This is a genomic window from Chryseobacterium sp. HNCC26DJ240 (assembly GCF_057180485.1).
In genome coordinates this window covers 501,735-525,639 of record NZ_JBXUGK010000003.1, presented here as the reverse complement: position 1 = coordinate 525,639, position 23,905 = coordinate 501,735, and the positions used below count along the sequence as shown (strand labels likewise).

Below are 23,905 nucleotides of genomic sequence, written 5' to 3'. Positions count from 1 at the left end.
ATGACAAATCAGCAATATCAGGAAGCTGTGGAATGGCTTTTCGTACAGGCTCCGAATTATCAGATTGACGGCGAGAAGGCCTACAAACCAGGATTGGATAACATCACCAGATTGTGTGATTTTTTTGGCAATCCTCAGAAAAAAATAAAGTGCATTCATATTGGAGGAACCAACGGCAAAGGTTCTACGAGCAACATGCTGGCTTCAGTTCTTCAGGAAGCCGGTTATACGGTAGGTCTTTACAATTCTCCACATTTAATAGATTTTACTGAAAGAATAAAAATCAACGGTAAGAATTGTGACAAGGAATTTGTCTATGGTTTTATTTTAAAATTGAAAACCCTGCCCGAAGATATCCTCCCTTCTTTTTTTGAATTCACCACCATCATGGCGTTTGAATATTTTGATCAGAAAAATGTGGATTTTGCAATTATTGAAGTGGGTCTGGGTGGAAGACTGGATTCTACGAACATCATTAAACCTTTGGTTTCGGCTATTACCAACGTTCAGCTCGATCATCAGAATATTCTGGGAAACACCATTGAAGAAATCGCTTTTGAAAAAGCAGGAATTATTAAACCAAACGTTCCGATTATTTCAGGAGATGAAAATGAGGTGGTAAGAAATATCATCAAAGCTAAAGCTGAAATCGAAAATGCGCCCTTCATCGATGCAACTTTGTTAAATACAGCTTTGAAATCAGACTTAAAAGGAAACTATCAGGAAAAGAATATAAAAGTTGTTTTGGCTTTAGCTGATGAATTGAAGAAACAGAATTTCAATATTACAGATGAAAATATTAAAAACGGACTTTTAAAGGTGCATCATAACACCGGTTTCATCGGCCGCTGGTTTGAATTTTCTCAAAATCCGCTTACAATTTGTGATACAGGACACAATCAGGCCGGACTGGAATATGTTTTTTCACAGTTAAATTCAATTCCAAAACGGAAACACATTGTTTTAGGTTTTGTGAACGACAAGAAAATTGATGACGTGATGTCGATTCTTCCCGAAAATTCTGTGTTCTATTTTTCAAAACCTAACATCGAAAGAGGAAGACATCCTTTAGATTATGAAGTTTTGCTGAAAAATTCAAAAATATTTTATAAAATTTTCGATTCGGTGCAGGACGCGTATCTTTCTGCAAAACAGAAATGTACAAATGAAGAAATGATATTTATTGGCGGAAGCAACTTTGTAGTGGGAGAATTTTTAGAAAAAAACTTGACTGATATAAAATAAGTGTGTATATTTGCACCACTCAAAACGAGAAATCGTCTAGGGCTCTTAGCTCAGTTGGTTCAGAGCATCTGGTTTACACCCAGAGGGTCGGGGGTTCGAATCCCTCAGGGCCCACAAAGGTTTACTGAAACCTTTCAAAAAAATTCAGGGCTCTTAGCTCAGTTGGTTCAGAGCATCTGGTTTACACCCAGAGGGTCGGGGGTTCGAATCCCTCAGGGCCCACAAAAGTCTTCTAATTTATTAGGAGACTTTTTTTATTCCCATAACTTTCCATTATTCATGGTGGATCAGGGATCAGTATTAAAACTTGGGGACTAGGCAAAAAGTTTAAAACTGAGCCGAAAAATGATATTCATTGATTATCGGAGTTACGAGTTAAAAGGGCCAAAATCAAAATAAATTTTCCTTTTAACATAAACAAATTTTATTAATAATTTAATTGGAAATGAAAGGGATTTTCGAATGAAATAAACAATGTACTGAAAATCAAATAATTAAATAACCTTACTTTCTAATTAGGACAATGTAATGAAATAGAATTATGCCCAATATGGAACATAAGAAGCAAATTTTTTAGATGCACTGTCGGGGTCAGTTGGCTTTATTAATCCACTATCAATAGTTTCAGTAATTATTTTAGAAGCAAATGATACATTGTTTTTCGATATATTAAACCTTTTTCTGACTGACTGATTGTTCACAGATTGATTATTAATGTAATTCAGACAAGTATGTTGATAACATGCTCTTATTCTGTCTTCGGAACTCATTCTAGTCAATGGAGTCGGTGCGTATATGATCACTCTTGTATAATCGTCTCCTTTGATAAATTTAGGTGCAGGCAATTGAAATATCTCTATTGCACTAATAGCTCTGTCGACTCCACTTCCCCTTTCTTCACAAATATTCAATCTTCTCATAAGTGATGCTAACTTTTCATTTCTAGATTTCGGAGCTGTATCTATAAACCGATTAATATCAACTAGAGGAACACCTGGATTAGTAATCTCCAGTCGATCTTCAAAAATTTCAATCATAATTCCTGTTCCTGAAATAGATAAATCTTGATGTATCAAAGCATTTGCTACAAATTCTCTAATAGCAACATCTGGATATACTTTTACTTTTCTCCTAAGTGCATTTTCAATAATCTCATTTGTCGGAAGCTGATCCATAATGTAATTCACAAGTCCTTCAAATCCAGAAGCATATCCCTTCACGCCTTCTTGTTCTTTTATAGCGTCGATACGGCTCGTACCCTTATAAATAATAACTCTGATAGCTTTGCGCTGTAAATTTTTGAATTCTCTAATATCTTTTGAAAAAAGTATAGCTCCTAAATTTAAAATATCCCAGTTACTATTATTTCCTGACTTAATTAAATCTTCAATTGCAAGTGTTTGTAATAATCCTTGCTTAGTGTCCGGAAGTCTTTTTTCTTGGAGAGAAAAATAACTATCAAAATCAATATATTTTATAACTTCATCATCAGTGATATTATTCATAGCCACCTGCATTTCAAAATCAATTCCTGTTGAAACGGCTAACATGTGACGAACCTCCAAATTCGAAATTTTAACAGTTTGACCTGCACTTCTTTTATAACTATGAAACATATCTTTTCCTCTTAAATATACAGGCTTTTCAATATGTTCAGGAATATGAATAATCAAAATCGAAGTGCCTTCGTAATCAATTACGGCGTGTTCAATTGCTATAGGTTGTGCTAAATTATTTCTTGCAATGTTTCCAAGCTTTTTGACAATCTCATCTATTTTAGATTTATCTAAATTTTTTGATATTCCATCATCATTTACACCAAATACAAGATAGCCTCCGTTTGATTATTCGCGAAAGCAGATATATGCTGCGCAATTCTCTCACTTTTGTCCGACAGGTCGCTTTTCCAATCCAATTCATTAAGTTCTTGTGGAATTGGTCTTAGACTCCTTGTTAGTATTTGTTTAGCTGTTTCTATCCAATTAGTCATAATTACATTTTATTCAAAATTAGAAAATACTATTGAACTACATTATAAATTTCAAAATCTAATTTTTTTTATTTTTTTTTAATTCCCACAACTTTCCTTATTTTTGAGAAAATCCTTCATCATGAATTTTAAACCGATTTTGCTAACTGCTGGAGCATTATTTTCAGCTACTATTTATTCCCAGAAAATGAATTATCCTAAAGCTATAAAAGGAAATCAGACCGATACTTACTTTGGAACTGCCGTTGCAGACCCATACAGAGATTTGGAAAATGATTCTGAACCTACCAAAAAATGGGTAGACGAGGAAGTTGCCTACAGCCAGAATTATTTAGCTAAAATTCCTTTCAGACAGGACATTGTAAAGCAACTGACAGACATCTGGAATTACGAAAAAATCGGAGCACCCTTCAAGGAAGGCGATTATACATATTATTATAAAAATAACGGACTTCAGGCGCAATCTGTTTTGTACAGAACAAATAACAAAACCAAAGAAACGGAGGTGTTTTTAGATCCAAATAAATTTTCGGAAAAAGGAACAACTTCGCTTGCCAACCTGTCTTTTAACAAAAAAGGGAATCTGGCGGCCTACTCTATCTCAGAAGGCGGAAGCGACTGGAATAAAATCATCATTATCGATGCGCTGACCAAAAAACAAATAGACGAAACGATTGTTGATGTAAAGTTCAGCGGTGTTGCTTGGAAGGGCGATGAAGGTTTTTACTACTCAAGCTATGACAAGCCGAAAGAAGGAACGGTACTTTCCGGAATGACCGATAAACACAAGGTTTACTATCACAAATTAGGAACAAAACAATCTGCTGATCAGTTGATTTTCGGGGGCGAAAAAACACCGAGAAGATATTTAGGAGCTTACCTTTCTGAAGACGAAAGGTATTTGATTATCTCCGCAGCAAATGCGACCAACGGAAATGAAGTCTATATTAAAGATTTAAAAAAAGGCGGCGATTTTGTCCAGATCAACAGTGGTTTTGATATCAACGCGAGCATCATTGATACAGACGGCGATAATCTCTACATCTTTACCGATAAAGACGCTCCGAATATGCGTTTGGTAAAAACAACCATCCAAAATCCGGCTCCTGCAACATGGAAAAATGTAATTCCAGAAACAGAAAATGTATTGAGCGTTTCCGGCGGTGGCGGTTATTTCTTTGCAACATACATGGTGGATGCGATTGACAAAGTGAAACAGTTCGACAAAACAGGAAAACTCATCAGAGAAATTGCACTTCCAGGAAAAGGAAACGTTGGAGGTTTCGGAGGGAAAAAGGCGGAGAAGGAAATGTATTATTCTTTCAGCAATTACATTACACCCGGAACCACATATAAATTCAATGCAGACAGCGGAAAATCTGAAGTCTATCAGAAACCAAAAGTGAAATTTAATCCTGAAGATTATGTTTCTGAGCAGGTTTTTTACACTTCAAAGGACGGCACAAAAGTTCCGATGATGATCAATTACAAAAAGGGAATTAAACTCGACGGAAAAAACCCAACGATGTTGTATTCTTATGGAGGCTTTAACATCAGCCTGCAACCCTCTTTCTCTGTAGTCAACGCAATCTGGATGGAAAATGGCGGGATTTACGCTGTTCCAAACATCCGTGGCGGTGGTGAATATGGTAAAAAATGGCACGACGCAGGTACCAAAATGGTGAAGAAAAATGTATTCGAAGATTTCATTGCGGCTGGAGAATACCTTCAAGCTAAAGGTTATACTTCTAAAGAATACATGGCACTTTCCGGAAGATCAAACGGAGGATTGTTGGTAGGTGCAACTATGACGATGCGTCCTGATTTGGCTAAAGTAGCCTTCCCGGGAGTGGGCGTTTTGGATATGTTGAGATACAACAAATTCACAGCTGGTGCAGGCTGGTCTTACGATTACGGCACAGCCGAAGACAATAAGGAAATGTTTAATTATTTAAAATCCTATTCTCCGGTTCATAATGTAAAAGCAGGAACCTGTTACCCGTCAACGATGATTATTACAAGTGATCATGATGACAGAGTGGTTCCGGCACATTCATTTAAATTCGGCGCAGAATTGCAGGAGAAACAGAAGTGTGCCAACCCGATTTTGGTAAGAATCGAGAAAAATGCAGGTCATGGCGCGGGAAGAGCAACAGATCAGGTGATTAGTGAGAATGCGGATTTGATTTCTTTTGCGCTGTACGAAATGGGGATAACAAAGCTGATAAAATAAATCTTACTTAACATAAAAAATGAGCGTCAAATTTGATGCTCATTTTTTTTAAAACTATTTTTAATATCAATTTATAAGATGAAAAAATGGTATTGTCAATATTTACTTTTACGGTATCAGCAATATTACTGAAAATTACAATTAATGAATTATGGTAATAGTCAGAGAAAAAAATGTGAAGATTTCAAAGTTCATCTTCCAAATTGAGATTTTATTTTCCCTATATGTTTAATATATGGATAAAGCTTACAGAAAAAGTTTATATAGTTGTACTGATTATTTAAAATTACATAATATTTAATGAAAATGCGAGCAGATATGCATTTATTAATTATAAAATTTTTACACATTTTGAATTACAATGTTAAAATCGATATATTATTGATTTAAAATAATTAAATTTGTCAAAATGACTTACATAATAAATATATTTTAATTTTATGAAAAAAAGAATTTTACTGGTTTGTGCATTAGCTGCAGTTTTCACGACTGCTAATGCACAGAGATGGGAGCCATCTTCTCAGTCAGTATCTGAAGTGCGTAAGGAAGTGGAAGTTCAGCACTCATACAAAGTAGATCTTGAATCTTTAAGAAATATCTTAAAAGATGCAGTAGAAACCGGAAATGGCGCAAAACCTGTCATTGTTTCATTACCTACTGTTGATGGCAAGATAGAGAAATTTGCCGTTTTCAGTAATCCTGTTATGGAAAAATCAATGGCAGACCGTTATGAGCTGGGGTCTTATGTGGGAGTAGGTGTGGATGATCCTTCAAAATATGTAAGATTCAGTACATCTCCTACCGAAATGCAGTCTATGATAATCAAAGAAGGCGTTTTTCAGTTTATAGAGCCCATCAGCGCAGATAAAAAAACGTATGGTGTCTTCTATAAAACTAAAAGAGAAAGTGGTGATCACGGTTTTGAATGTACTACAGATGAAAGAAAAATTGTTAAGGATATCAAAAAACTGGAAGCAAACGGTAAAAAGAGTCTTTCTAATGTAGGAATCACCAACAGACCAGCCAGCACAAAATACAGAACTTACAGGTTAGCTTTATCAGTAACGGGAGAATACACTCAGCTTGCAGGAGGTGTTGCCGGTGCAGTAACTCGTATGAATAACACCATGACCCGTGTAAATGGTATTTTTGAAAAAGATTTTGCTATTAAATTAATTATTCAGGATATACCAGCTATCATTTATACAGATCCTGCTGCCGATCCTTACACTGGAAATTTAAATTTGCAGTTACAGCAAACTTTAACATCTATTGTTGGTAATGCTAATTATGATCTCGGACACGTATTTAATGCTGCCGGTGGCAATGGAAATGCTGGAGGTATTGGAGTTACATGCGTAAATCCTGCAACTGCAAATTCTTTAGCTAAAGGATCTGCATTTACGCAGAGTACTACCCCTACAGGCGATGCATTTGATATCGATTATGTAGCTCACGAAATGGGACACCAACTTGGGGGTAATCATACATTCTCGCATGTTTCAGAAGGCTCAGGAGTAAATATCGAACCAGGTGGTGGTACTACTATCATGGGATATGCAGGAATCACAGGTGACAACGTACAGAATTTCACTGATGCATATTTCCACTATTCTTCTATCAATCAAGTTCTTAATAGCTTAGACAGTAAAATCACCTGCGGAACTTCGCAGGATATTACAACCAATACGGCACCGGTCATTTCTGCACTAACAGCTTACAGTATTCCTAAAGGAACAGCATACTACCTTGAAGCTTCTGCGAGTGATGCAGATCCTGTAAAATATACATGGGAACAATACGACAGTGTAGATTCTTATCATTCTATTTCTGGAGACAGCGGTTGGGGGTTTAACACTCATGGAGCATTAACAAGATCTTATTTCGGTACAGCAAGCGGAAGAAGATACTTCCCCAGTCTACCAAGTGTTATGGCAGGAAATCTTACCGATAAAGCTAAATGGGAAACTGTTTCTTACATTCCTAGAGTTTTAAGCTATGCTGTAACAGTAAGGGATGAAAACGCACAAAGACCAATGCTTGTGTCTGCAGAAACTACCGTAAATGTTGGAAATGATGGCCCTTTTAAATTTTCCGGCTTAACAACCTCAACAGTGCTTTACAATAATGCAAGCAACACGATCACTTGGGATGTTGCCAATACTACTGCAGCTCCTTACAATACAGCTAATGTAAAAATAGAATATACAACTGATCTTGTAAACGGTGCAACTTGGACTGAGCTGATAGCTTCTACTCCAAATACAGGAAGTTATACCGTACAAATGCCGGCAAGCTTAACAGGCGCTGTCAAATTAAGGATTTCTGCTAACGGAAATATATTCTATGCTGTATCTCCTCAAATATCAGTAGGTTCAGCACCTACTTCATCAACAGCTGCACCTACCGGAGTTTCAGCATTAGCTACTGAAATTCTAAAAACAACCGCAAGATTATCTTGGAACAGTGTATCAGGTGCTACTTATTCTATAAATTATAGAAAAGTGGGAGAAACAAACTGGACAAATGCAACAAGCACAACCAGCTCTGTACTGCTTAGTGGTCTTGAAGATGAAACTAACTACGAGGCACAGGTTGCAGCAGTTGTTAATACTGTACCAGGTGCTTTTTCAAGTACATACACTTTCAAAACAAAAGGCTTAACTACAGGAGTAGATTACTGCTTAATGTCAACAGGTGGAAATAGTTTTGCAAGCTTTGCTTACAACAGTGGATTAGCACAAATGAATGTTGCAAACCTTACTTATTCACAGCTTACGTACGCTACAATATTTAGCTCTTACAAAGATTTTTCTCAGGATTTAACCAAGCAGATTAATCTTACAAAAGGTGCACAATACACATTAAGCTACTATAATGTAGGGAATATTGCAAATTACAATGACAAGATGGAAGTATGGATTGACTTTAACCGAAATGGTGCTTTCGAAGCTTCAGAAAAAGTTGGATCCGTAACTACTGTACCTCCAACTACAAATGGTCAATACACAGGTTCATTTACATTTACTGTGCCTGCAACAGCTTATTCTGGTGACAAAACTTTAAGAATGAGAGTAGCTAATACTTTCTTTAATGCAGCTACAGGCCCATGCGGAACAGCCTCAGTTCCTGTATCCGGAGGTGGTGTAATTTCTCAGGGGTCATTTAAAGATTTCTCAGTTAAAATCTCAGAAGCTTTATCAACCAATGAAACTGTAGGAGGCCCGAAATCGGAAATAGAAATTTATCCTAACCCTGCCGATACTTTTGTAGAAGTTAAAAACCTTAAAGGTAAAGCTGAATACAAAATTTACAGTGCAGAAGGTAGATTGGTTTTACAAGGTAAAATGGACGACAACAGAATTAATGTAGCGTCTCTTGTAAAAGGTATGTACGTAATTACCATTACAGACAGCAATAAAACTTATAATACGAAACTTATCAAAAAGTAAGATTTTCTTAATATTATAACAACAAAAAACCGGATTCTTTCCGGTTTTTTGCTTTGTTGGGAAAAATATATGTTTGTAAAATAAGTTTAGCCCAAAGAAAACAAAAATGAATATTAAAGATTTAGTACCCAAACAAAAAGACGACGATCAACACATTGAAAAACTTAAAAATCTTTCATATGAAGAAGTTAAGCCCATTATTCCAGATTTGTTAATATGGCTTCAAGATATTAATTGGCCAATCTCGGGCGATGTTGCTGATGTTCTAAAGCCTTTTGCCGACAAACTGACACCATATTTCACGGAGATTTTCAAAACCAATGATGGCTTATGGAAATTGTGGATTTTAACATTTTTTGGTAGAGAAACTACAGACGAAATTTTATTAAATGAAATTACCCGAATTGCAAATTTCCCCACCAAAGACGAAATTGATGACGAGGTTGATTTGGAAGCACAGGCAATTTTAAATGGAGATTACAATTAAGTCTGTCAAATATTAAAATTCAAAAGCGGTTTTGTAACAAATGCAAAGTCGCTTTTTATTTGACACATCAGTCACATTACGTTTTCTATTGTTTGAAAATATTTAGAAAACACAAGAAAATCAAAGATTTTCAAAGGCAATTGTGTTCTATTCTGTAGAATTATTTTAAAAATTCTCTGTGACTAATGTGTTTAAAATTATTCTTTTACATTGAAAATCAGTACCAAAATATTAATCCAAAAATGCTTACTTTTAAAATCTTAAATCAGAACTCATGAGAAGGGAAATTCAAAATAAAAATCCCCAATTTACCATATCAGAAAAACTTCTGGAAGTTTATCAATTCGAGAAAGACGGACTTGAATTGAAGTCAAAATACACTTCAGAAGATATTAAAGACAAAACCATCAGCGACTCTTCACCTGGAATTGCTCCCTTTTTACGAGGTCCTTACTCTACAATGTACGTTCAGAAACCGTGGACTGTCCGTCAGTACGCCGGATTTTCAACGGCTGAAGAATCCAATGCTTTTTACAGAAGAAATCTGGCAGCCGGACAAAAAGGACTTTCGGTAGCATTCGATTTGGCGACGCACAGAGGTTACGATTCAGATCACGCACGAGTTGTGGGCGATGTGGGAAAAGCCGGGGTTGCGATTGATTCTGTTGAGGATATGAAGATTTTATTTAATGAAATTCCTTTGGATCAAATCTCAGTTTCGATGACGATGAACGGGGCGGTTTTGCCGATTTTGTCTTTTTATATTGTTGCTGCAGAAGAACAGGCAGTTTCGCAGGATAAACTTTCAGGAACCATTCAGAATGATATTTTGAAGGAATTCATGGTGCGTAACACTTACATTTATCCGCCGACACCTTCCATGAAAATCATTGCTGATATTTTTGAATATACTTCGAGAAATATCCCCAAATTCAATTCAATTTCTATTTCAGGTTATCACATGCAGGAAGCTGGAGCCACGCCGGTTTTGGAAATGGCTTACACTTTAGCTGACGGTTTGGAATACGTAAGAACCGGAATTAAAGCCGGAATGAATGTCGACGATTTCGCCCCAAGATTATCCTTTTTCTGGGCAATCGGAATGAATCATTTCATGGAAATCGCAAAAATGCGTGCCGCAAGATACATTTGGGCGACATTATTAAAACAATTCAACCCTCAAAATCCAAAATCTTTAGCTTTAAGAACCCATTCTCAAACTTCCGGTTGGAGTTTAACGGAACAGGAGCCTTTTAACAATATCACAAGAACTGCCATTGAAGCTTTGTCTTCAGCTTTAGGAGGAACACAGTCTTTACATACTAATGCTTTGGATGAAGCCATTGCACTACCCACAGATTATTCGGCGAAAATTGCGAGAAATACTCAGATTATTCTCCAGCAGGAAAGCGGAATCTGCGATGTCGTAGATCCGATGGGCGGAAGTAATCTGGTGGAAGCCATGACTCAGCAGATGATTGAAGAAGCCATGAAATTCATCGATGAGGTGGAAAAAGAAGGCGGAATGACGAAAGCCATCGAGGCGGGAATTCCAAAGATGAGAATTGAGGAAGCTTCAGCAATAAAGCAGTCTAAAATCGATAGTGGTGAAGAATTCATCATCGGTGTCAACTCTTTTAAATCAAATTTAAAACAGATGCAACTGGAGATTTTAGATATTGATAATTCCGAAGTTCGCCGAAAACAAATTGAAAGACTGGAATCAATTAAATTAAATAGAAATCCTGAAAATGTTGAGCAAATTTTAAATGAAATCCGTGAATCGGCAAAGACCGGAAAAGGAAATCTCCTGGCATTATGCATCGAGGCGGCACGCCGAAGAGTGACTTTGGGTGAAATGAGTGATGCGATGGAAGAAAGTTTCGGACGGTATAAAGCCAACATCAGAACCATACAGGGAGTTTACGCTATGAATGCAGGTAAAAACGAATACTTTGGAAAAGCCCTTGAGTTAACCCAAAAATTTGAAGAAGAGGAAGGCCGCCGCCCAAGAATTATGGTGGCAAAAATGGGTCAGGATGGTCATGACCGTGGTGCAAAAGTAGTTGCAACTGCTTTTGCCGACATGGGATTTGACGTGGATGTCGCACCTTTATTCCAGACCCCGGAGGAAGTAGCGAAGCAGGCTGTTGAAAATGACATTCACATTTTGGGCGTTTCTTCGCTGGCTGCCGGTCACAAAACTTTGGTGCCGCAGGTTGTTGAAGAGCTGAAAAAACTGGGAGCAGAAGATATAACGATTGTTGTTGGTGGTGTAATTCCACAGCAGGATTATGAATATCTGTATGCCAATGGTGCTGATTTTATTTTCGGCCCGGGAACGAATTTGCCGAAGTGTGCGGTGGATATTCTGAACAGGTTTTTAGATTGATATTTGACGTTATGGAATATGTGCCTGAAAGTTTTCTTGGAAAATCATTTGAAGAACTGCAAGATATTTTAGTGTTGAAAGAATATGCTTATTCTTTTGTTAAAAATAATATTTCAGATCCATATTTTTGTTTTGAAGCTTATCTGCCTGAAGGAAGACTGAGTGTTTTAGGCATTAAAATAGAACATTCAATTGTATCTTTTATGGCAAATAAATGTTCTAATATCATTGCATTAATCTCAACCCAGCAGGCAATAAAGATTTCATCGCTGTTGCATGATTTTTTTTCAGATAATTTTAGATTTGTATCAAAAGAGGATTTAATTGAATTGGATAACAGTGTTTCTTCAAAGCTTATCAAAGGAAAATTTGTAGAATTTGAAATCAGGCATAAGCCATTTGATTCCAATAAGAAATTTGATCTCAATCATTTTGAAAATTATAATTTGATCTCTGCTTTTTTAAATGATTACAGAGTAATAATTGAGTCCAAAGGACAAAAGTATTTGTTAACCATATTTCCTTTGAAGAGCCTTTCCGAATAAATTTTTAATATTTACCTTACTTTTAATAATCCGTTTGCACACCATTTGCATGTACAGCCATAACCAAAACAAAATATTATGGCTTATACAGTAATTTCAGTATTTCCGCCGGCAACAGATACCGAGGAAGTAAAATCGCAATTAAGGAGTGAGGGATTTTCAGATGATAATATTATCGTTTCGAAATCCAAAGTAGATGCAGATTCTGCAAATGATCTTGAAGATGACGAAAATACAAGACATTTTTGGGATCACATGTTCGCCAACGACACCGAAATGCTCGATGCCTACAGCAAAAAAAGCAGAGGAAACACCACTATTGTTTTATACACCAACAGCTACGATGAAGCACAAAGAGCAAAATCAATTCTTGACGGAAAAGGCGCTATTGAAATTGTAAAACAGCGTGAAGGCGAAACCATTAGAAGAGACGTTCCAGACGATATCCCACAAGATGTAGAAAGAGGAATTATAGCAAAGGCAAAACACAACCTATATTTCCTTGGTTCAGAAAGAACATCTACATCTGTAAGTCAGGGAATGGATGACAGAATGGATAATTTAGGATCTAAAGATTAAAAAAAGAAAAGACCGATATGCAACAAACATACCGGTCTTTTTTATTGAATAAATTCTGATTACTTCTTCTTTTTTGCAGGAGCTGTAGTCGGAACTTTAGATTTCCCTGTATCTGCAGGAGTGTTTTCGTCTTTTACTAATTTAAGCTCGTCAACGATTCTTCTAGCACCTGCGTACTTGTCGATTGTCCAAAGTACAAAACGAACGTCTACGCTGATGGTTTTCTGCCACTCTTTTTCGAAAACGATGTCTCCGCTTAAAGCTTCGCTGTTTCCGTCGAATGCGATTCCGATCAGGTTTCCGTCGCCGTCGATTACCGGAGAACCAGAGTTTCCACCTGTAATATCGTTGTTCGAAAGGAAGTTTACAGGAAGGTAACCTGCTTTGTCAGCATACATTCCGTAATCTTTTGCTCCCTGAAGTGCTAAAACTCTTTGTGGAAGATCAAATTCTTCGTCTTTCGGTTTGAATTTCCCTACTAAACCTTCCATTGTAGTATAATAGTTTTCTGTAACTCCGAAATAGTTTCTGTCGTCTCTCAAAGGCAATGTATCGATTTGTCCGTAAGTAAGTCTCATTGTTGAGTTTGCATCCGGATAGAATTTTTTCTCAGGCATAGCCTTCATTAATCCCGCTAAGAAAAGTCTGTTATTTTTAGCGAAATTATCATCAATTTTTACAAATCTTTCAGCTGAAGCTTTTTGATCTGCCATAATTCCTTTAGCGATTTTCAATAAAGGATCTGCATCCAATTTCACTCTGTCAGGATTCTGAAGGAAGTTGGTAGCTGAAGTTTTATTAGCAAAAATCGAAGAATATGCGATATTAGAAAGGTTTTTAGCATCAAGAGCCATTAACGTAGGCGATGCAACATCTGCATTTACTTTTGTCTGGTAAAGATTTACCATCGAATTCATCATTTCGCCCTCAAGTTGAGTATTGATACTTTCGTAAGTCTGCTTAATAGCATCTTCTACTTTAGCTTTCATCGCAACTCTTCCAGCTAAATCCTGTGCAGCATAGCTGTTCAATAAGCTTGAAAGCTGAAGTGCTACTGAGAAATATTTTGAATTTCTTGTTAAAAGAGAAGCATAGTTTCTTTCAACATTTCTGTCTGAAGTTTGTCTGTAGTAAGTTTTAATTTCGTCTAAAACCATTTCATTCTCGATATTTGCAGGTTGCACTGCCCATGTTCTGAATGTATTTTCCACATTTTGCTTGTCTGTAATTGTTCCGTTTTTGATTACGGCATCAATTGTTCCCTGTCTGTTTTTCCAGTAATTTGCTACTGAAGCGTACTGAGAAGCGTAAGCCAACTGTGTAGTTTTGTCTTTATCCATGTACTTCTTCATTACATCCATCGCCAGTTTTGAAGCAGCTACCCAAGCCGGATAGTCTTTATTCACCATCTGATCGATACCGTAAGAAGTAAGGTAACGGTTTGTTCTTCCAGGATATCCTAAAATCATTGAGAAATCACCAGGCTTAATTCCTTTCAAAGAAACCGGAAGCGAATGCTTAGGCTTCAAAGGAACGTTGCTTGGAGAAAATTCTGCAGGATTTCCTGCTGCATCAGCATAAACTCTGAAAACTGTAAAGTCTGCAGTATGTCTTGGCCACTCCCAGTTGTCTGTATCTCCACCAAATTTACCTAAAGATGATGGCGGCGCTCCCACCAATCTGATGTCTTTATAATCCTGATATACAAAATAATAAAACTCATTTCCGTTGAAGAAATCTCTTACTACAACTGTATACTTTCCATTTTCTGAATTTTCTGTCTGAATTGCTTTGCTTTCAGCATCAATAACTGCTTTTCTCTCAGCAGCAGACATATTGTTGTTTAGTTTTGAATTGATTCTTTGCGTAGCATCATCCATTCTCACCAAAAATCTTACGTATAGATCTTTAGCATTAAACTCGTCTTTGTCTTTCATTGCCCAAAAACCATCTTTCAGATAATCTTTGGCAGGCGTTGAAGCAGCAGCTACAGCACCATAACCACAGTGGTGGTTGGTAAAAATAAGACCTCTGTCTGAAACAATTTCTCCTGTACAGAATCCTCCAAAGCTTACAATAGCATCTTTAAGACTTGAATTGTTTACAGAATAAATCTCTTCCGGAGTAAGATGAAGACCTTCTTTCTGCATGTCTACACCATTAAGTCTCTTGACAAGCATCAGAAGCCACATTCCTTCATCAGCTCTCATCTGAGCGAAACTCAGTAAAAAAGTGAATAGTAAAAATATTCTTTTCATTTTCTAAATAATTTTTGTGTGGCTAATTTACTAATTTTTATGCTATATAACCTTTAAATGGTATGAAAATGGACATATAAAGCGAATGAAAAAGATAATATCAATATTTATCGGCTTTTTATGTTTAGGATTGCTGGTAAACTGCTCATCAGCACAGATTAAAAATGAGCAAATCCAAAGACAGTGGATGCTGGTTTCATTTAAAAATTTCACCAAAGAAGAATTGGTTAAAAGTAAGGCTGAAATTAATCTAACAGCTGAAAATAAAGATAAAAAAGTTCAGGGTGGCGCATTCATGGGTTGCAACAGAATGTTTTTTACGGCAGAAATAAAATCTAAAAATAAGATAGAAATTTCAGGATTAGGTTCTACTTTAATGGCTTGCGAAAATATGAAACTGGAAGATGAATTTTCTAAAGAATTTAAAAAAGTGAAAAATTATCAGATTGAAGGTCATTTTTTAACGCTGTCTGATGAGGATGGCAATCAAATGAAATTTGTAGCAGCCGACTGGGATTAATTTAGTCAAAGTTTAAATAAAAATAAGTCCGTTTTTAAGGCGGACTTATTCATGAAAAGAAAAATGGTTATTAGTTTTTGTGTTTAGTTTTAATTTTTTGGAATCGTTTTTTTAATGTCGTAGATTGTCATATCTGCGGTCATTACAACTCCGTTGGATGCTTTCGAAGAAACATTTTTTACTTCAGATTGTCTGGCTTTTCTTCCGGGGATTGAGGCTAAAATTTCTTCTAAACTTGCATCACCAGGCACCATTTTGCCGGAATTACTTTTATCTGCTTCAGGTTGAGAAGGCTGTTTTTTTTCAGAAAGACCCTGCTCAGATGCCAAAACTGTAGAAGGATTTTTATTTTGATTTTCTTTTGCCTCCTGCATCATTTTAGCCTCAAATGCTTTGGATTCTTTATAAGATTCTGCTTCCTGAGTCAGATCTTCATTAGACTTTTTATTTTCCTGAGCGTAAATATTTAAACTTAAAGCCAGAAATGCGATGATATATAGTGATTTCATAATAGTTTATTTAATGTTTACCAATACTTTAATTTTTCCGATTCCGTTTTGATCGTAGTCCTGAAGGGCTTTTCCGATCACCTGTCCAATTTTTACTTTTTTAGGATTGCCTTTCATTGCTATTCCGGATTTTGAAGAGGTTACAATAAAATCGCCTCTCTTGATTTTTCCGCCTTCGAGACAGACTTTTGTAGGAATTACACCCACTACCCCCATTGGAACTTTACTCATCAACTCAGAATCTATATTTTCTTCTGTTAAAAGAACACCTGGTTTTGTAGCATAAACTCCAGCCACCAAAGTTGAATATGGTTTTGATGATTTCTCAACCGTTCTGTCTGTGTCTGTTGAAATAACAAGAATATCTCCCGGTTCGTATTCTGAAGTGTTTCCTTCCACATCGAATGCTTCCGCCAAATCGGCACCACTGTTTTGAGTTCCCCCGTTGAAAAAACCTTTTCCGGTAGCATCAATTCTGGCAACATTCGCAGGTGTACTTCCTGCTCTGAATAACGCGATATTTCCTCCGCTTCTCTGCTCTGCAGTGATTACAGGATTTGTATTTGCTGTATTGAAATTTGTAAACCTTGCAGCACGACCGGTCGAAAAATTGGGAGTCCAGCCGTATATTGCTGAACCTGTTCCGTCTGCGGTTGCTTCTACACCGTCTCCAAGACCACTTGCATTAGCTGTTATTCCGTTTCCGTTTCCATCAGCAATGGCTATTAAAGCAGGACCGTTTCCTGTCGGATTTGAAGCATGAAAAATTCCGCCGTAACCTCCTGTTCCAGATGAAATACCGTATACACCGGCAGTACCGAAATTAGCAAATATTGAATTTACTTCTCCTTTTACAGCAGCAGAAGTACCTGATGTTCTGTCGACTTTAAAGTTTCCGGCATTTCCATTTCCAATTGTTATTGCGGTTACCACATCGTTAGTATTTGCTGCATTAAAATGTCTGAATTCTGCAGCTTTACCCAGACCGAAAGATGGTGTCCAGCCGTAGATTGCACGCCCTGTACCATCAATATTGGCTTCTACACCATTTCCGTTTTTTCCGGCATTGGCTGTGATGGCATTTCCGTTTCCATCAGTGAGAGCTACCAAAGCAGCACCGTTTCCTGTAGCATTTGAAGAATAAAAAAGACCTCCGAATCCTCCGGTTCCGGACGACACCCCAAATATACCAGCAGCACCAAAATTTCCAAAGATGGTTTTTACTTCGCCTCTTACCGCTGCACTTACGCTGTTTGTATTGGTATTAAGAAAGGAAGAAACATTCCCTAATGTGTTATCCGGAATATTTCCGGCACCGTTTGATTCTACCTCGAAAGTATTTCTATCGTTATTAGTATTTGTATTGACAAAGCGTCCGGCTCTACCTTTCCCGGCATTAAGACCTACCTGACCAAATACACCGACGCTGGTTCCTGTAGTATTACCTGAAACAAACCCCCTTACACCATAACCACCGCCGTCATTTCTACCTACTACAGCACCTGCAATATCACTTGTGTTTCTACCTACTACTGCTTCACCCGCTCCGTTATTATCAGCAATCACCCCGGCAGAAGTCTGTGCAGAAGTAATTCCGTGGATGGCAAAACCATTTCCCGTATTACTTACAACACCAGCTCCCGTACCTGTAGTAGATACATTCACTACCGTTCCGTTTCCTAATGTATTGGCATTAAGAACATTATTGTTATTGGCATTATTAAAAATTGAAATACTAGCCGCGATTCCGTTTGTACTTGTTGAGGTAAGCCCCGTTCCGGTATTACTGTTTGCATAAACACCAGTTCCGGCACCAGAAGAATTCCCATACACTCCCAGACCACTTGGCGTTACACCATAAACTCCCCATCCGCTTCCTGCCTGAGAACCCCAGGCTCCGATTCCTAGACCCCCTGTTCCGTTATTGATACCTCTTACTGCAGAAGAAAAACCTCCTGGAGCTGTATTACTTACGACACCTCTCACTGCTGCAACACTTGATGTTGTAGTATTATTTGTTCCTTCCAAAGAAGTTCCGTCACCATCATTAGTTAAAGAAAACAGAGTTGCAGCGTTATTTACAGTTGCTGCATAAGGCAAGGCTAAACCTCCTCCGGAAGTTCCCCCTGCTGTTTTGGCATACATTGCATACGGCACACTTAAAAGTTGACTCGTACCTGCTATTGAATAAGCTGTTCCCCCCGATGGATCCGTTTCAGTTTTAAGATAATAATTTCCTGAAGCCCAATTGATAGAGGCAAATGTTCCGGATAAAACAGTTCCTGAACCAATTTCTAAGCTTACCAAGCCGTTGGCATTGGTGGTTCCGGTAAGTCTTTCAGAGAAAACTACAGTTCCTGTTGGCGTGCCTTGTAATACACTTACACGCACAGCGATATTTTGATTTAAAAGAAGTTGTCCTCCCGAATTTCTCATTACAGCCTGATAGCTCATTTTTTCAGGAGCCTGAGCAGACACCAAAATGGAGCCCAGCAAAAGCCCAGCTGTTAGTAAAATTTTTTTCATGGTATTATTTTTTGATTATTTTGAATGATTTTATGCTTCTTCCCTTGGCTGTAATTTTAAATAAATACATTGCTGAAGGAAGTGATGAAAAATTAAATTCAGATTTTGAATTCTGAATTTTCTCTGTTCTTAAAAGTTTCCCTGAAGAATCGAAAAGCTGAATTTCAGCATCCTTATAATCTTTTAGAGGAAAATCCAGATAAATAAAATCCTGAAACGGATTTGGGTAAAGTTTAATGTCCTCAGTATTTACCGTAGCCTCGTTCACAGCCAACGTGATGATCTCATAGCTTTGCTGCACCCCTTCCATCATCGGCAGGCCGCTGCCTTTCTGATTAAAATCGATTTGCCCTACACTGTAAGAAACCGAACCGTTGCTTCCCGAAGCGTTCGTTCCTGTGGCCAGAACAGCTTTCTGAGCTTGAAGACCGACTCCAGAAAGCACGAAAAGAGGAATTAGTTTTAGATTGTAGAAAATATTCATGGTTATTAGTTTTATGATTATAAATGTGTGTTTTGGTAGGGCTAAATTAGTATTCTGATAAAGTCATTTTTCAAATAATAGATAAACGACCTAAAAAATCGACTAACGACAGATAAAATGTTTGTACCTTAGTAAAAACTAAGACATCCCTATGAAGTTCAGATTGTTATTGCTGCTTTTCATTCCTATACTGTATGTTTCTCAAGCTTTTTCTAATGCAGAAACCTACAGAAAAGCGTTGTCCGGAAAAATATCGGATGAAAAGAGATTTGAATTGCAGGAAAAACTCATGAACAGCTACAAAACCTATAATCCCGACAGCTGTTTTTTTTACACCATCAAAAATTTAAACCTTATCAAAAAAAACAAATGGAATGATAAAAAAGGAAAAACACTTCTCGGGCTGGTCAGCTATTACACAGAGAAAAACAGAACTATTGAAGGTTTCAAATACAATAAAGAATCTGAACAAATCAACCTGAAAAATAAAGACAATTTTTCTTTAGCTGATAATTATTATCTGTACGGACGGCTTTTTCACCTCAAAGCAGATCACAAGAATGCGGTTGCCAATTATCTGAAAGCAATAGATTTCGGAAAAAAAAGTGAGAACTTCTGGATCGTGAGTGGAGCTTACAGAAGTCTTGCCTTTCTTTATCTGGATGAATCTGATGAAAAAAAAGCCTATGAAAACATCAATAACGCTATAAAATCTGCCCAACAGGCAAAAACTACAGAAGCTTTAGGCTTCAGCTACGGCGTTTTAGCAGAGATTGAGAGAAGTTTAAACAAAAAAAAATCTGCTGAGAAGAATTTTATCCTGGCCAATGAGTATTTTAAACAAAATCAAAATGAGTACGGCAGGGCTTGGCTTTTGACCAATTGGGCAATTCTTGACGTTTCGGATGTTGACAAAAGCTATAGAATGCAACAGGAAGCTCAGGAAATATGGAACAGAATTTCTCCCAACCATTACATGTCTGTTGCCAATCATTACAACATGGGATTCTCTTATATGGACTTTTACCTAAACTTTTCGGTTTACAGCAAAAAACATGGATTTTCTAAAAAACAATTGCTAGAAAAGGCATTAGAAGAATTTAAAATAAGTAAAGAAATTGCCCAGAAAAACAACAATCAGCAGTGGGTAATGTTCAATTATCTCGGAATGTCTGAACTCTATCGGATTACAAAAGACATCGATAATTACGCAAAAAACATCAATGAATATTACAGTATAAAAGATTCCGTGTATTCGCAGGAACGAAAAAATGAAATGGCAAAACTCGAAAGCAGGAAAGTTGTTGAACAAAAAAACAAAGAAATTGCTTACAACAAACTTGTCATCAAAAATAAAGAAAGAGAAAAATGGCTTTATCTTTTAGGTTTAGCTTCAGTTTTCATCATTGTAATCTTGCTTTTCTTTCTGTACCGACAAAGCAAAAAAAATACAAACAGACTGACGAAACTTAACGAAGAACTTGAAACTGCCAATAAAACTAAAATTAAATTTTTCGGAATTTTAAATCACGATTTAAGAAGTCCTGTTGCAGGGCTTATTCATTTTTTACATCTTCAAAAAGAAGCTCCGGAAATGATGGATGCCGAAACCCGTTTGCGGTTAGAAAACAAAACCATCGACACTTCAGAAAAACTTCTTCAGCAGATGGAAGACCTTCTTCTCTGGAGCAAAGGGCAAATGGATCATTTTTCGCCGGAAATTACCGAAATTGAAGTGAAAGAAATTTTTGAGGATATCAAAAACAACTTTACATGGACCGAAGACATCACTTTTAAATTTGACTTGCCGGAAAACATTACAATCAAAACAGATCCCGAATACCTTAAAACCATTACCCGAAATCTGACCAACAATGCCGTAAAAGTTTTAGAAGAAAAAGAAGGTGATAAAACTATAATCTGGAAGTCGTATGAAGAAAACAATTTTGCCTACCTCACCATTTCAGACAACGGAAAAGGTGCTTCACAGGAAAAATTCAAAGCACTTTTTGATGACAGTGTTGCCATCGGAATTAAAAAAGGACTTGGTTTGCACCTCATCAGAGATATGAGCAAAGCCATCGGTATCTCTCTCAAAGTGCATTCTGAAAGCGGAACAGGAAGCGAGATTTCATTAAGGATTAAAAAAATCTAAATTAGCTTTAAAAGCTCTGCCGATAGGAAGTTTTATCTGCTGTACGATTTCAATTTCGTGAGCGGTTTTTTTTCTGATATGATGTTTGGGAATTGCAAAACTGCGGTGAATTCTCACAAAATTGCTGAAATGCTCTTTTTGTAAAAGGTTACCGATGGAATCTAAAATGCAGTGTTTTTTATCTGCCGTAATAATTCTTGTATAATCTTTCAAAGCTTCAAAGTAAAGAATATCGCTGATTTTAATCTGGGAAATCTCGTTTCCATCTTTAATTTTAACGGTGTTTTCACCAATCATTGCATCAAAACTTTCAGATTTTTCTTTCATTTCAAAAAAATCGGCAAGCTTTTGCATGGCATAATCAAAACGGGCGGCTTTCAAAGGCTTGGAAATAAAATCCAAAGTATCCAGTTCAAAAGTATCGATAGCATATTCAGGATGGGAGCTGATGAAAATACAGGCAGGAACGTTTTTCAGTTTTTTTCTAAGTTCAATCCCGTTCATTTCCGGAAGATCAATATCCAAAATCAAAAGATCTATTTCTGAAGATAAAAAAGAAATAGCCTTTTCGGCGCAGTCAAAAATAGCCGATACTGTAATCTGAGGATAGCTTTTCAGATGTTGCTGAAGAACCAGCCGATCGAGCTCGTCGTCTTCTACAATTATACATTTGATTTCCCTTTTCATCTTATTAGTGTGAATAATTTTAACTGAAAACAATTTAAAAACTAAAGATAGTCAATAAATCAGGAATAATTAATTTAAATAAAATCAATTTTACGGAAATTCACATTGTCATTTTCAGGCTAAAAACTCTTCATATCTATCCAAAAGCAATTTTACAAAGTCTTTTTTGCATTTCCAGATAAAAAATATTATCTTGTAAATCTTATAAATTATACAGAATTTAATGTTAGAAAAGAAACAACATAATTACGAAAAGGCAGTTTTGGTGGGCATCGTTACCCAAAACCAGGACGCTGATAAATTACAGGAATACATGGATGAGCTGGAGTTTTTGGCTCACACAGCTGGTGCTACAATAGACAGACGTTTCACTCAAAACTTAACCCAACCTGATTCTAAAACCTTTGTAGGAAGCGGAAAAGCTCAGGAAATAAAAGAATACGTAAAAGAAAACGGTATCGGAACCATCATTTTTGATGACGAATTATCTCCGTCTCAACTTAAAAATCTTGAAAGAGAAATAGAGGTTAAAATCCTAGACAGAACCAATCTTATTCTTGATATTTTTGCTCAAAGAGCACAAACTTCTTACGCAAGAACGCAGGTAGAACTGGCGCAGTATCAATATTTGCTGCCCCGATTAAGCAAAATGTGGTCTCACCTAGACAAACAAAAAGGGGGAATTGGGATGCGTGGTCCCGGTGAAACGGAAATTGAAACCGACAGAAGGATTATCCGAGACCGAATCACTTTGCTGAAAGATAAGCTTAAAATCATCGACAAACAGATGGCAACCCAACGAAACAACCGCGGAAAGGTGGTTCGTGCAGCTTTGGTAGGCTACACCAATGTTGGGAAATCTACTTTGATGAATGCTATTTCTAAATCTGAGGTTTTTGCTGAAAATAAACTGTTCGCAACGCTCGACACGACTGTAAGAAAAGTGGTGATTGGTAATTTGCCTTTCCTTTTGACAGATACCGTTGGATTCATCAGAAAATTGCCGACTCAGCTGGTAGAATCTTTCAAATCTACTTTGGACGAGGTACGTGAGGCAGATCTTTTGATTCACGTTGTAGATATTTCTCACGAGAGTTTTGAAGATCACATCGAATCTGTCAACCAGATTTTAATGGAAATCAACGCCCATCAAAAACCGATGATTATGGTTTTCAACAAAATTGATGATTTCAGCTATGAAAAGAAAGACGAAGACGATCTTACCCCATCTTCAAAGAAAAATATTTCATTGGAAGAGTGGAAGAAAACATGGATGGCGAGATCGAAATACCCTACCGTTTTCATATCAGCTTTAACGAAAGAAAACTTCCCTGAAATGAAAAAAATGATTTATGATGAGGTCATGAAAATTCATATTTCGAGATTCCCGTACAATGATTTCCTTTTTGAATACTTTGATAATGACGAGGAAGCTTAAAATAAATTAAATTTCGTTATGAGAACCGAACTTTTTAAAAGCAAAGTATTCTTTTACATACTCCTCATTATTATTGGAGTAGATGTTTTTAATGGTCTTTTACAAATATCAAAAATTTCTGAAAGTCTTGGCATTAATGTTTTGAAATGGTTGAAACTGACAATCAGTTTTGCGGCTCTGCTCATGTTTTTTTTGAAAACGAACTTCAATCATCAGATTTTCAAACTTTATATTTGGTTTATAGGAGTTTTATCTCCCCTATTCATTATACTTTACAATTTGAAAGATTTAATATTTTACGGAGTCAATTCAATTACGCCGGAAAAATTACTTGAGAACGGATTTGCATTATTCTTTGCTCTCATCCTATTGTTTTTTTATAACCGATTTAAAGTGGAACATCAA

The 23,905-nt window shown here is 36.7% G+C and carries 16 protein-coding genes, 2 tRNA genes and 1 pseudogene; 12 read left to right on the top strand and 7 right to left on the bottom strand.

What is annotated here, in order from left to right; genetic code table 11:
• The 3 genes from AC2A1G_RS08530 to AC2A1G_RS08520 all read left to right on the top strand — a co-directional run bounded on the left by AC2A1G_RS08530 (position 1) and on the right by AC2A1G_RS08520 (position 1,467).
• Complete coding sequence (locus AC2A1G_RS08530; RefSeq protein ID WP_484046490.1) at positions 1-1,245, top strand: bifunctional folylpolyglutamate synthase/dihydrofolate synthase; 1,245 nt, start codon at positions 1-3, stop codon at positions 1,243-1,245.
• A 39-nt stretch (positions 1,246-1,284) separates the two neighbouring features.
• Positions 1,285-1,359 (top strand) — tRNA-Val (locus AC2A1G_RS08525).
• Positions 1,360-1,392: 33 nt separating this feature from the next.
• Positions 1,393-1,467: transfer RNA gene (locus AC2A1G_RS08520), tRNA-Val, on the top strand.
• Positions 1,468-1,784: 317 nt separating this feature from the next.
• Here the strand turns inward: AC2A1G_RS08520 and AC2A1G_RS08515 are convergent.
• Together AC2A1G_RS08515 and AC2A1G_RS08510 are read right to left on the bottom strand one after the other, a co-directional pair.
• Entirely contained in the window at positions 1,785-2,282 is a 498-nt protein-coding gene (locus tag AC2A1G_RS08515) for an ATP-binding protein (RefSeq protein ID WP_484046517.1), read from the bottom strand.
• A gap of 546 nt (positions 2,283-2,828) precedes the next feature.
• Positions 2,829-3,074: pseudogene (locus tag AC2A1G_RS08510) on the bottom strand (AlbA family DNA-binding domain-containing protein); the annotation flags it as partial.
• A 282-nt stretch (positions 3,075-3,356) separates the two neighbouring features.
• Between AC2A1G_RS08510 and AC2A1G_RS08505 the strand changes: the two are divergent.
• The 6 genes from AC2A1G_RS08505 to AC2A1G_RS08480 all read left to right on the top strand — a co-directional run bounded on the left by AC2A1G_RS08505 (position 3,357) and on the right by AC2A1G_RS08480 (position 12,923).
• Positions 3,357-5,468, top strand: a complete 2,112-nt coding sequence (locus tag AC2A1G_RS08505; RefSeq protein ID WP_484046489.1) for a prolyl oligopeptidase family serine peptidase — start codon at positions 3,357-3,359, stop codon at positions 5,466-5,468.
• 440 nt (positions 5,469-5,908) lie between these two features.
• Positions 5,909-8,920 carry a reprolysin-like metallopeptidase gene (locus tag AC2A1G_RS08500; RefSeq protein WP_484046488.1) on the top strand — a complete coding sequence of 1,004 codons (3,012 nt, stop codon included), beginning with the start codon at positions 5,909-5,911 and terminating at the stop codon, positions 8,918-8,920.
• A gap of 106 nt (positions 8,921-9,026) precedes the next feature.
• Positions 9,027-9,407 carry a DUF5071 domain-containing protein gene (locus tag AC2A1G_RS08495; protein WP_484046487.1) on the top strand — a complete coding sequence of 127 codons (381 nt, stop codon included), beginning with the start codon at positions 9,027-9,029 and terminating at the stop codon, positions 9,405-9,407.
• Positions 9,408-9,681: 274 nt separating this feature from the next.
• On the top strand, positions 9,682-11,799 hold the full coding sequence (scpA, locus tag AC2A1G_RS08490) for a methylmalonyl-CoA mutase (protein WP_484046486.1): 2,118 nt from the start codon (positions 9,682-9,684) through the stop codon (positions 11,797-11,799).
• An 11-nt stretch (positions 11,800-11,810) separates the two neighbouring features.
• Complete coding sequence (locus tag AC2A1G_RS08485) at positions 11,811-12,344, top strand: hypothetical protein (RefSeq protein WP_484046485.1); 534 nt, start codon at positions 11,811-11,813, stop codon at positions 12,342-12,344.
• A 78-nt stretch (positions 12,345-12,422) separates the two neighbouring features.
• Entirely contained in the window at positions 12,423-12,923 is a 501-nt protein-coding gene (locus AC2A1G_RS08480) for a hypothetical protein (RefSeq protein WP_484046484.1), read from the top strand.
• A gap of 59 nt (positions 12,924-12,982) precedes the next feature.
• Here AC2A1G_RS08480 and AC2A1G_RS08475 read toward each other — a convergent pair whose 3' ends face one another.
• Complete coding sequence (locus tag AC2A1G_RS08475) at positions 12,983-15,181, bottom strand: S46 family peptidase (RefSeq protein WP_484046483.1); 2,199 nt, start codon at positions 15,179-15,181, stop codon at positions 12,983-12,985.
• Positions 15,182-15,266: 85 nt separating this feature from the next.
• On the opposite strand from AC2A1G_RS08475, the gene AC2A1G_RS08470 reads away from it, so the two are divergent.
• Positions 15,267-15,701 (top strand): META domain-containing protein, encoded by a 435-nt coding sequence (locus AC2A1G_RS08470; protein ID WP_484046482.1) that lies wholly within the window; start codon positions 15,267-15,269, stop codon positions 15,699-15,701.
• 89 nt (positions 15,702-15,790) lie between these two features.
• Here AC2A1G_RS08470 and AC2A1G_RS08465 read toward each other — a convergent pair whose 3' ends face one another.
• From AC2A1G_RS08465 to AC2A1G_RS08455, 3 genes are read right to left on the bottom strand one after another with little or no spacing between them, the layout of a single operon-like run.
• Positions 15,791-16,210 carry a hypothetical protein gene (locus AC2A1G_RS08465; protein ID WP_484046481.1) on the bottom strand — a complete coding sequence of 140 codons (420 nt, stop codon included), beginning with the start codon at positions 16,208-16,210 and terminating at the stop codon, positions 15,791-15,793.
• A gap of 6 nt (positions 16,211-16,216) precedes the next feature.
• Positions 16,217-18,736, bottom strand: a complete 2,520-nt coding sequence (locus AC2A1G_RS08460; RefSeq protein ID WP_484046480.1) for a beta strand repeat-containing protein — start codon at positions 18,734-18,736, stop codon at positions 16,217-16,219.
• A 4-nt stretch (positions 18,737-18,740) separates the two neighbouring features.
• Positions 18,741-19,220 carry a T9SS type A sorting domain-containing protein gene (locus tag AC2A1G_RS08455; protein ID WP_484046479.1) on the bottom strand — a complete coding sequence of 160 codons (480 nt, stop codon included), beginning with the start codon at positions 19,218-19,220 and terminating at the stop codon, positions 18,741-18,743.
• 151 nt (positions 19,221-19,371) lie between these two features.
• Here AC2A1G_RS08455 and AC2A1G_RS08450 point away from each other — a divergent pair, with 151 nt between their 5' ends.
• On the top strand, positions 19,372-21,375 hold the full coding sequence (locus AC2A1G_RS08450; protein WP_484046478.1) for a sensor histidine kinase: 2,004 nt from the start codon (positions 19,372-19,374) through the stop codon (positions 21,373-21,375).
• Here the strand turns inward: AC2A1G_RS08450 and AC2A1G_RS08445 are convergent.
• Positions 21,355-22,062, bottom strand: coding sequence for a LytR/AlgR family response regulator transcription factor (locus AC2A1G_RS08445; protein WP_484046477.1), 708 nt, complete (start codon positions 22,060-22,062; stop codon positions 21,355-21,357). The two genes, AC2A1G_RS08450 and AC2A1G_RS08445, sit on opposite strands and share 21 nt — an antisense overlap.
• A 223-nt stretch (positions 22,063-22,285) precedes the next feature.
• Here AC2A1G_RS08445 and hflX point away from each other — a divergent pair, with 223 nt between their 5' ends.
• On the top strand, positions 22,286-23,500 hold the full coding sequence (hflX, locus tag AC2A1G_RS08440; RefSeq protein ID WP_484046476.1) for a GTPase HflX: 1,215 nt from the start codon (positions 22,286-22,288) through the stop codon (positions 23,498-23,500).
• Positions 23,501-23,905 lie beyond the last annotated feature (405 nt).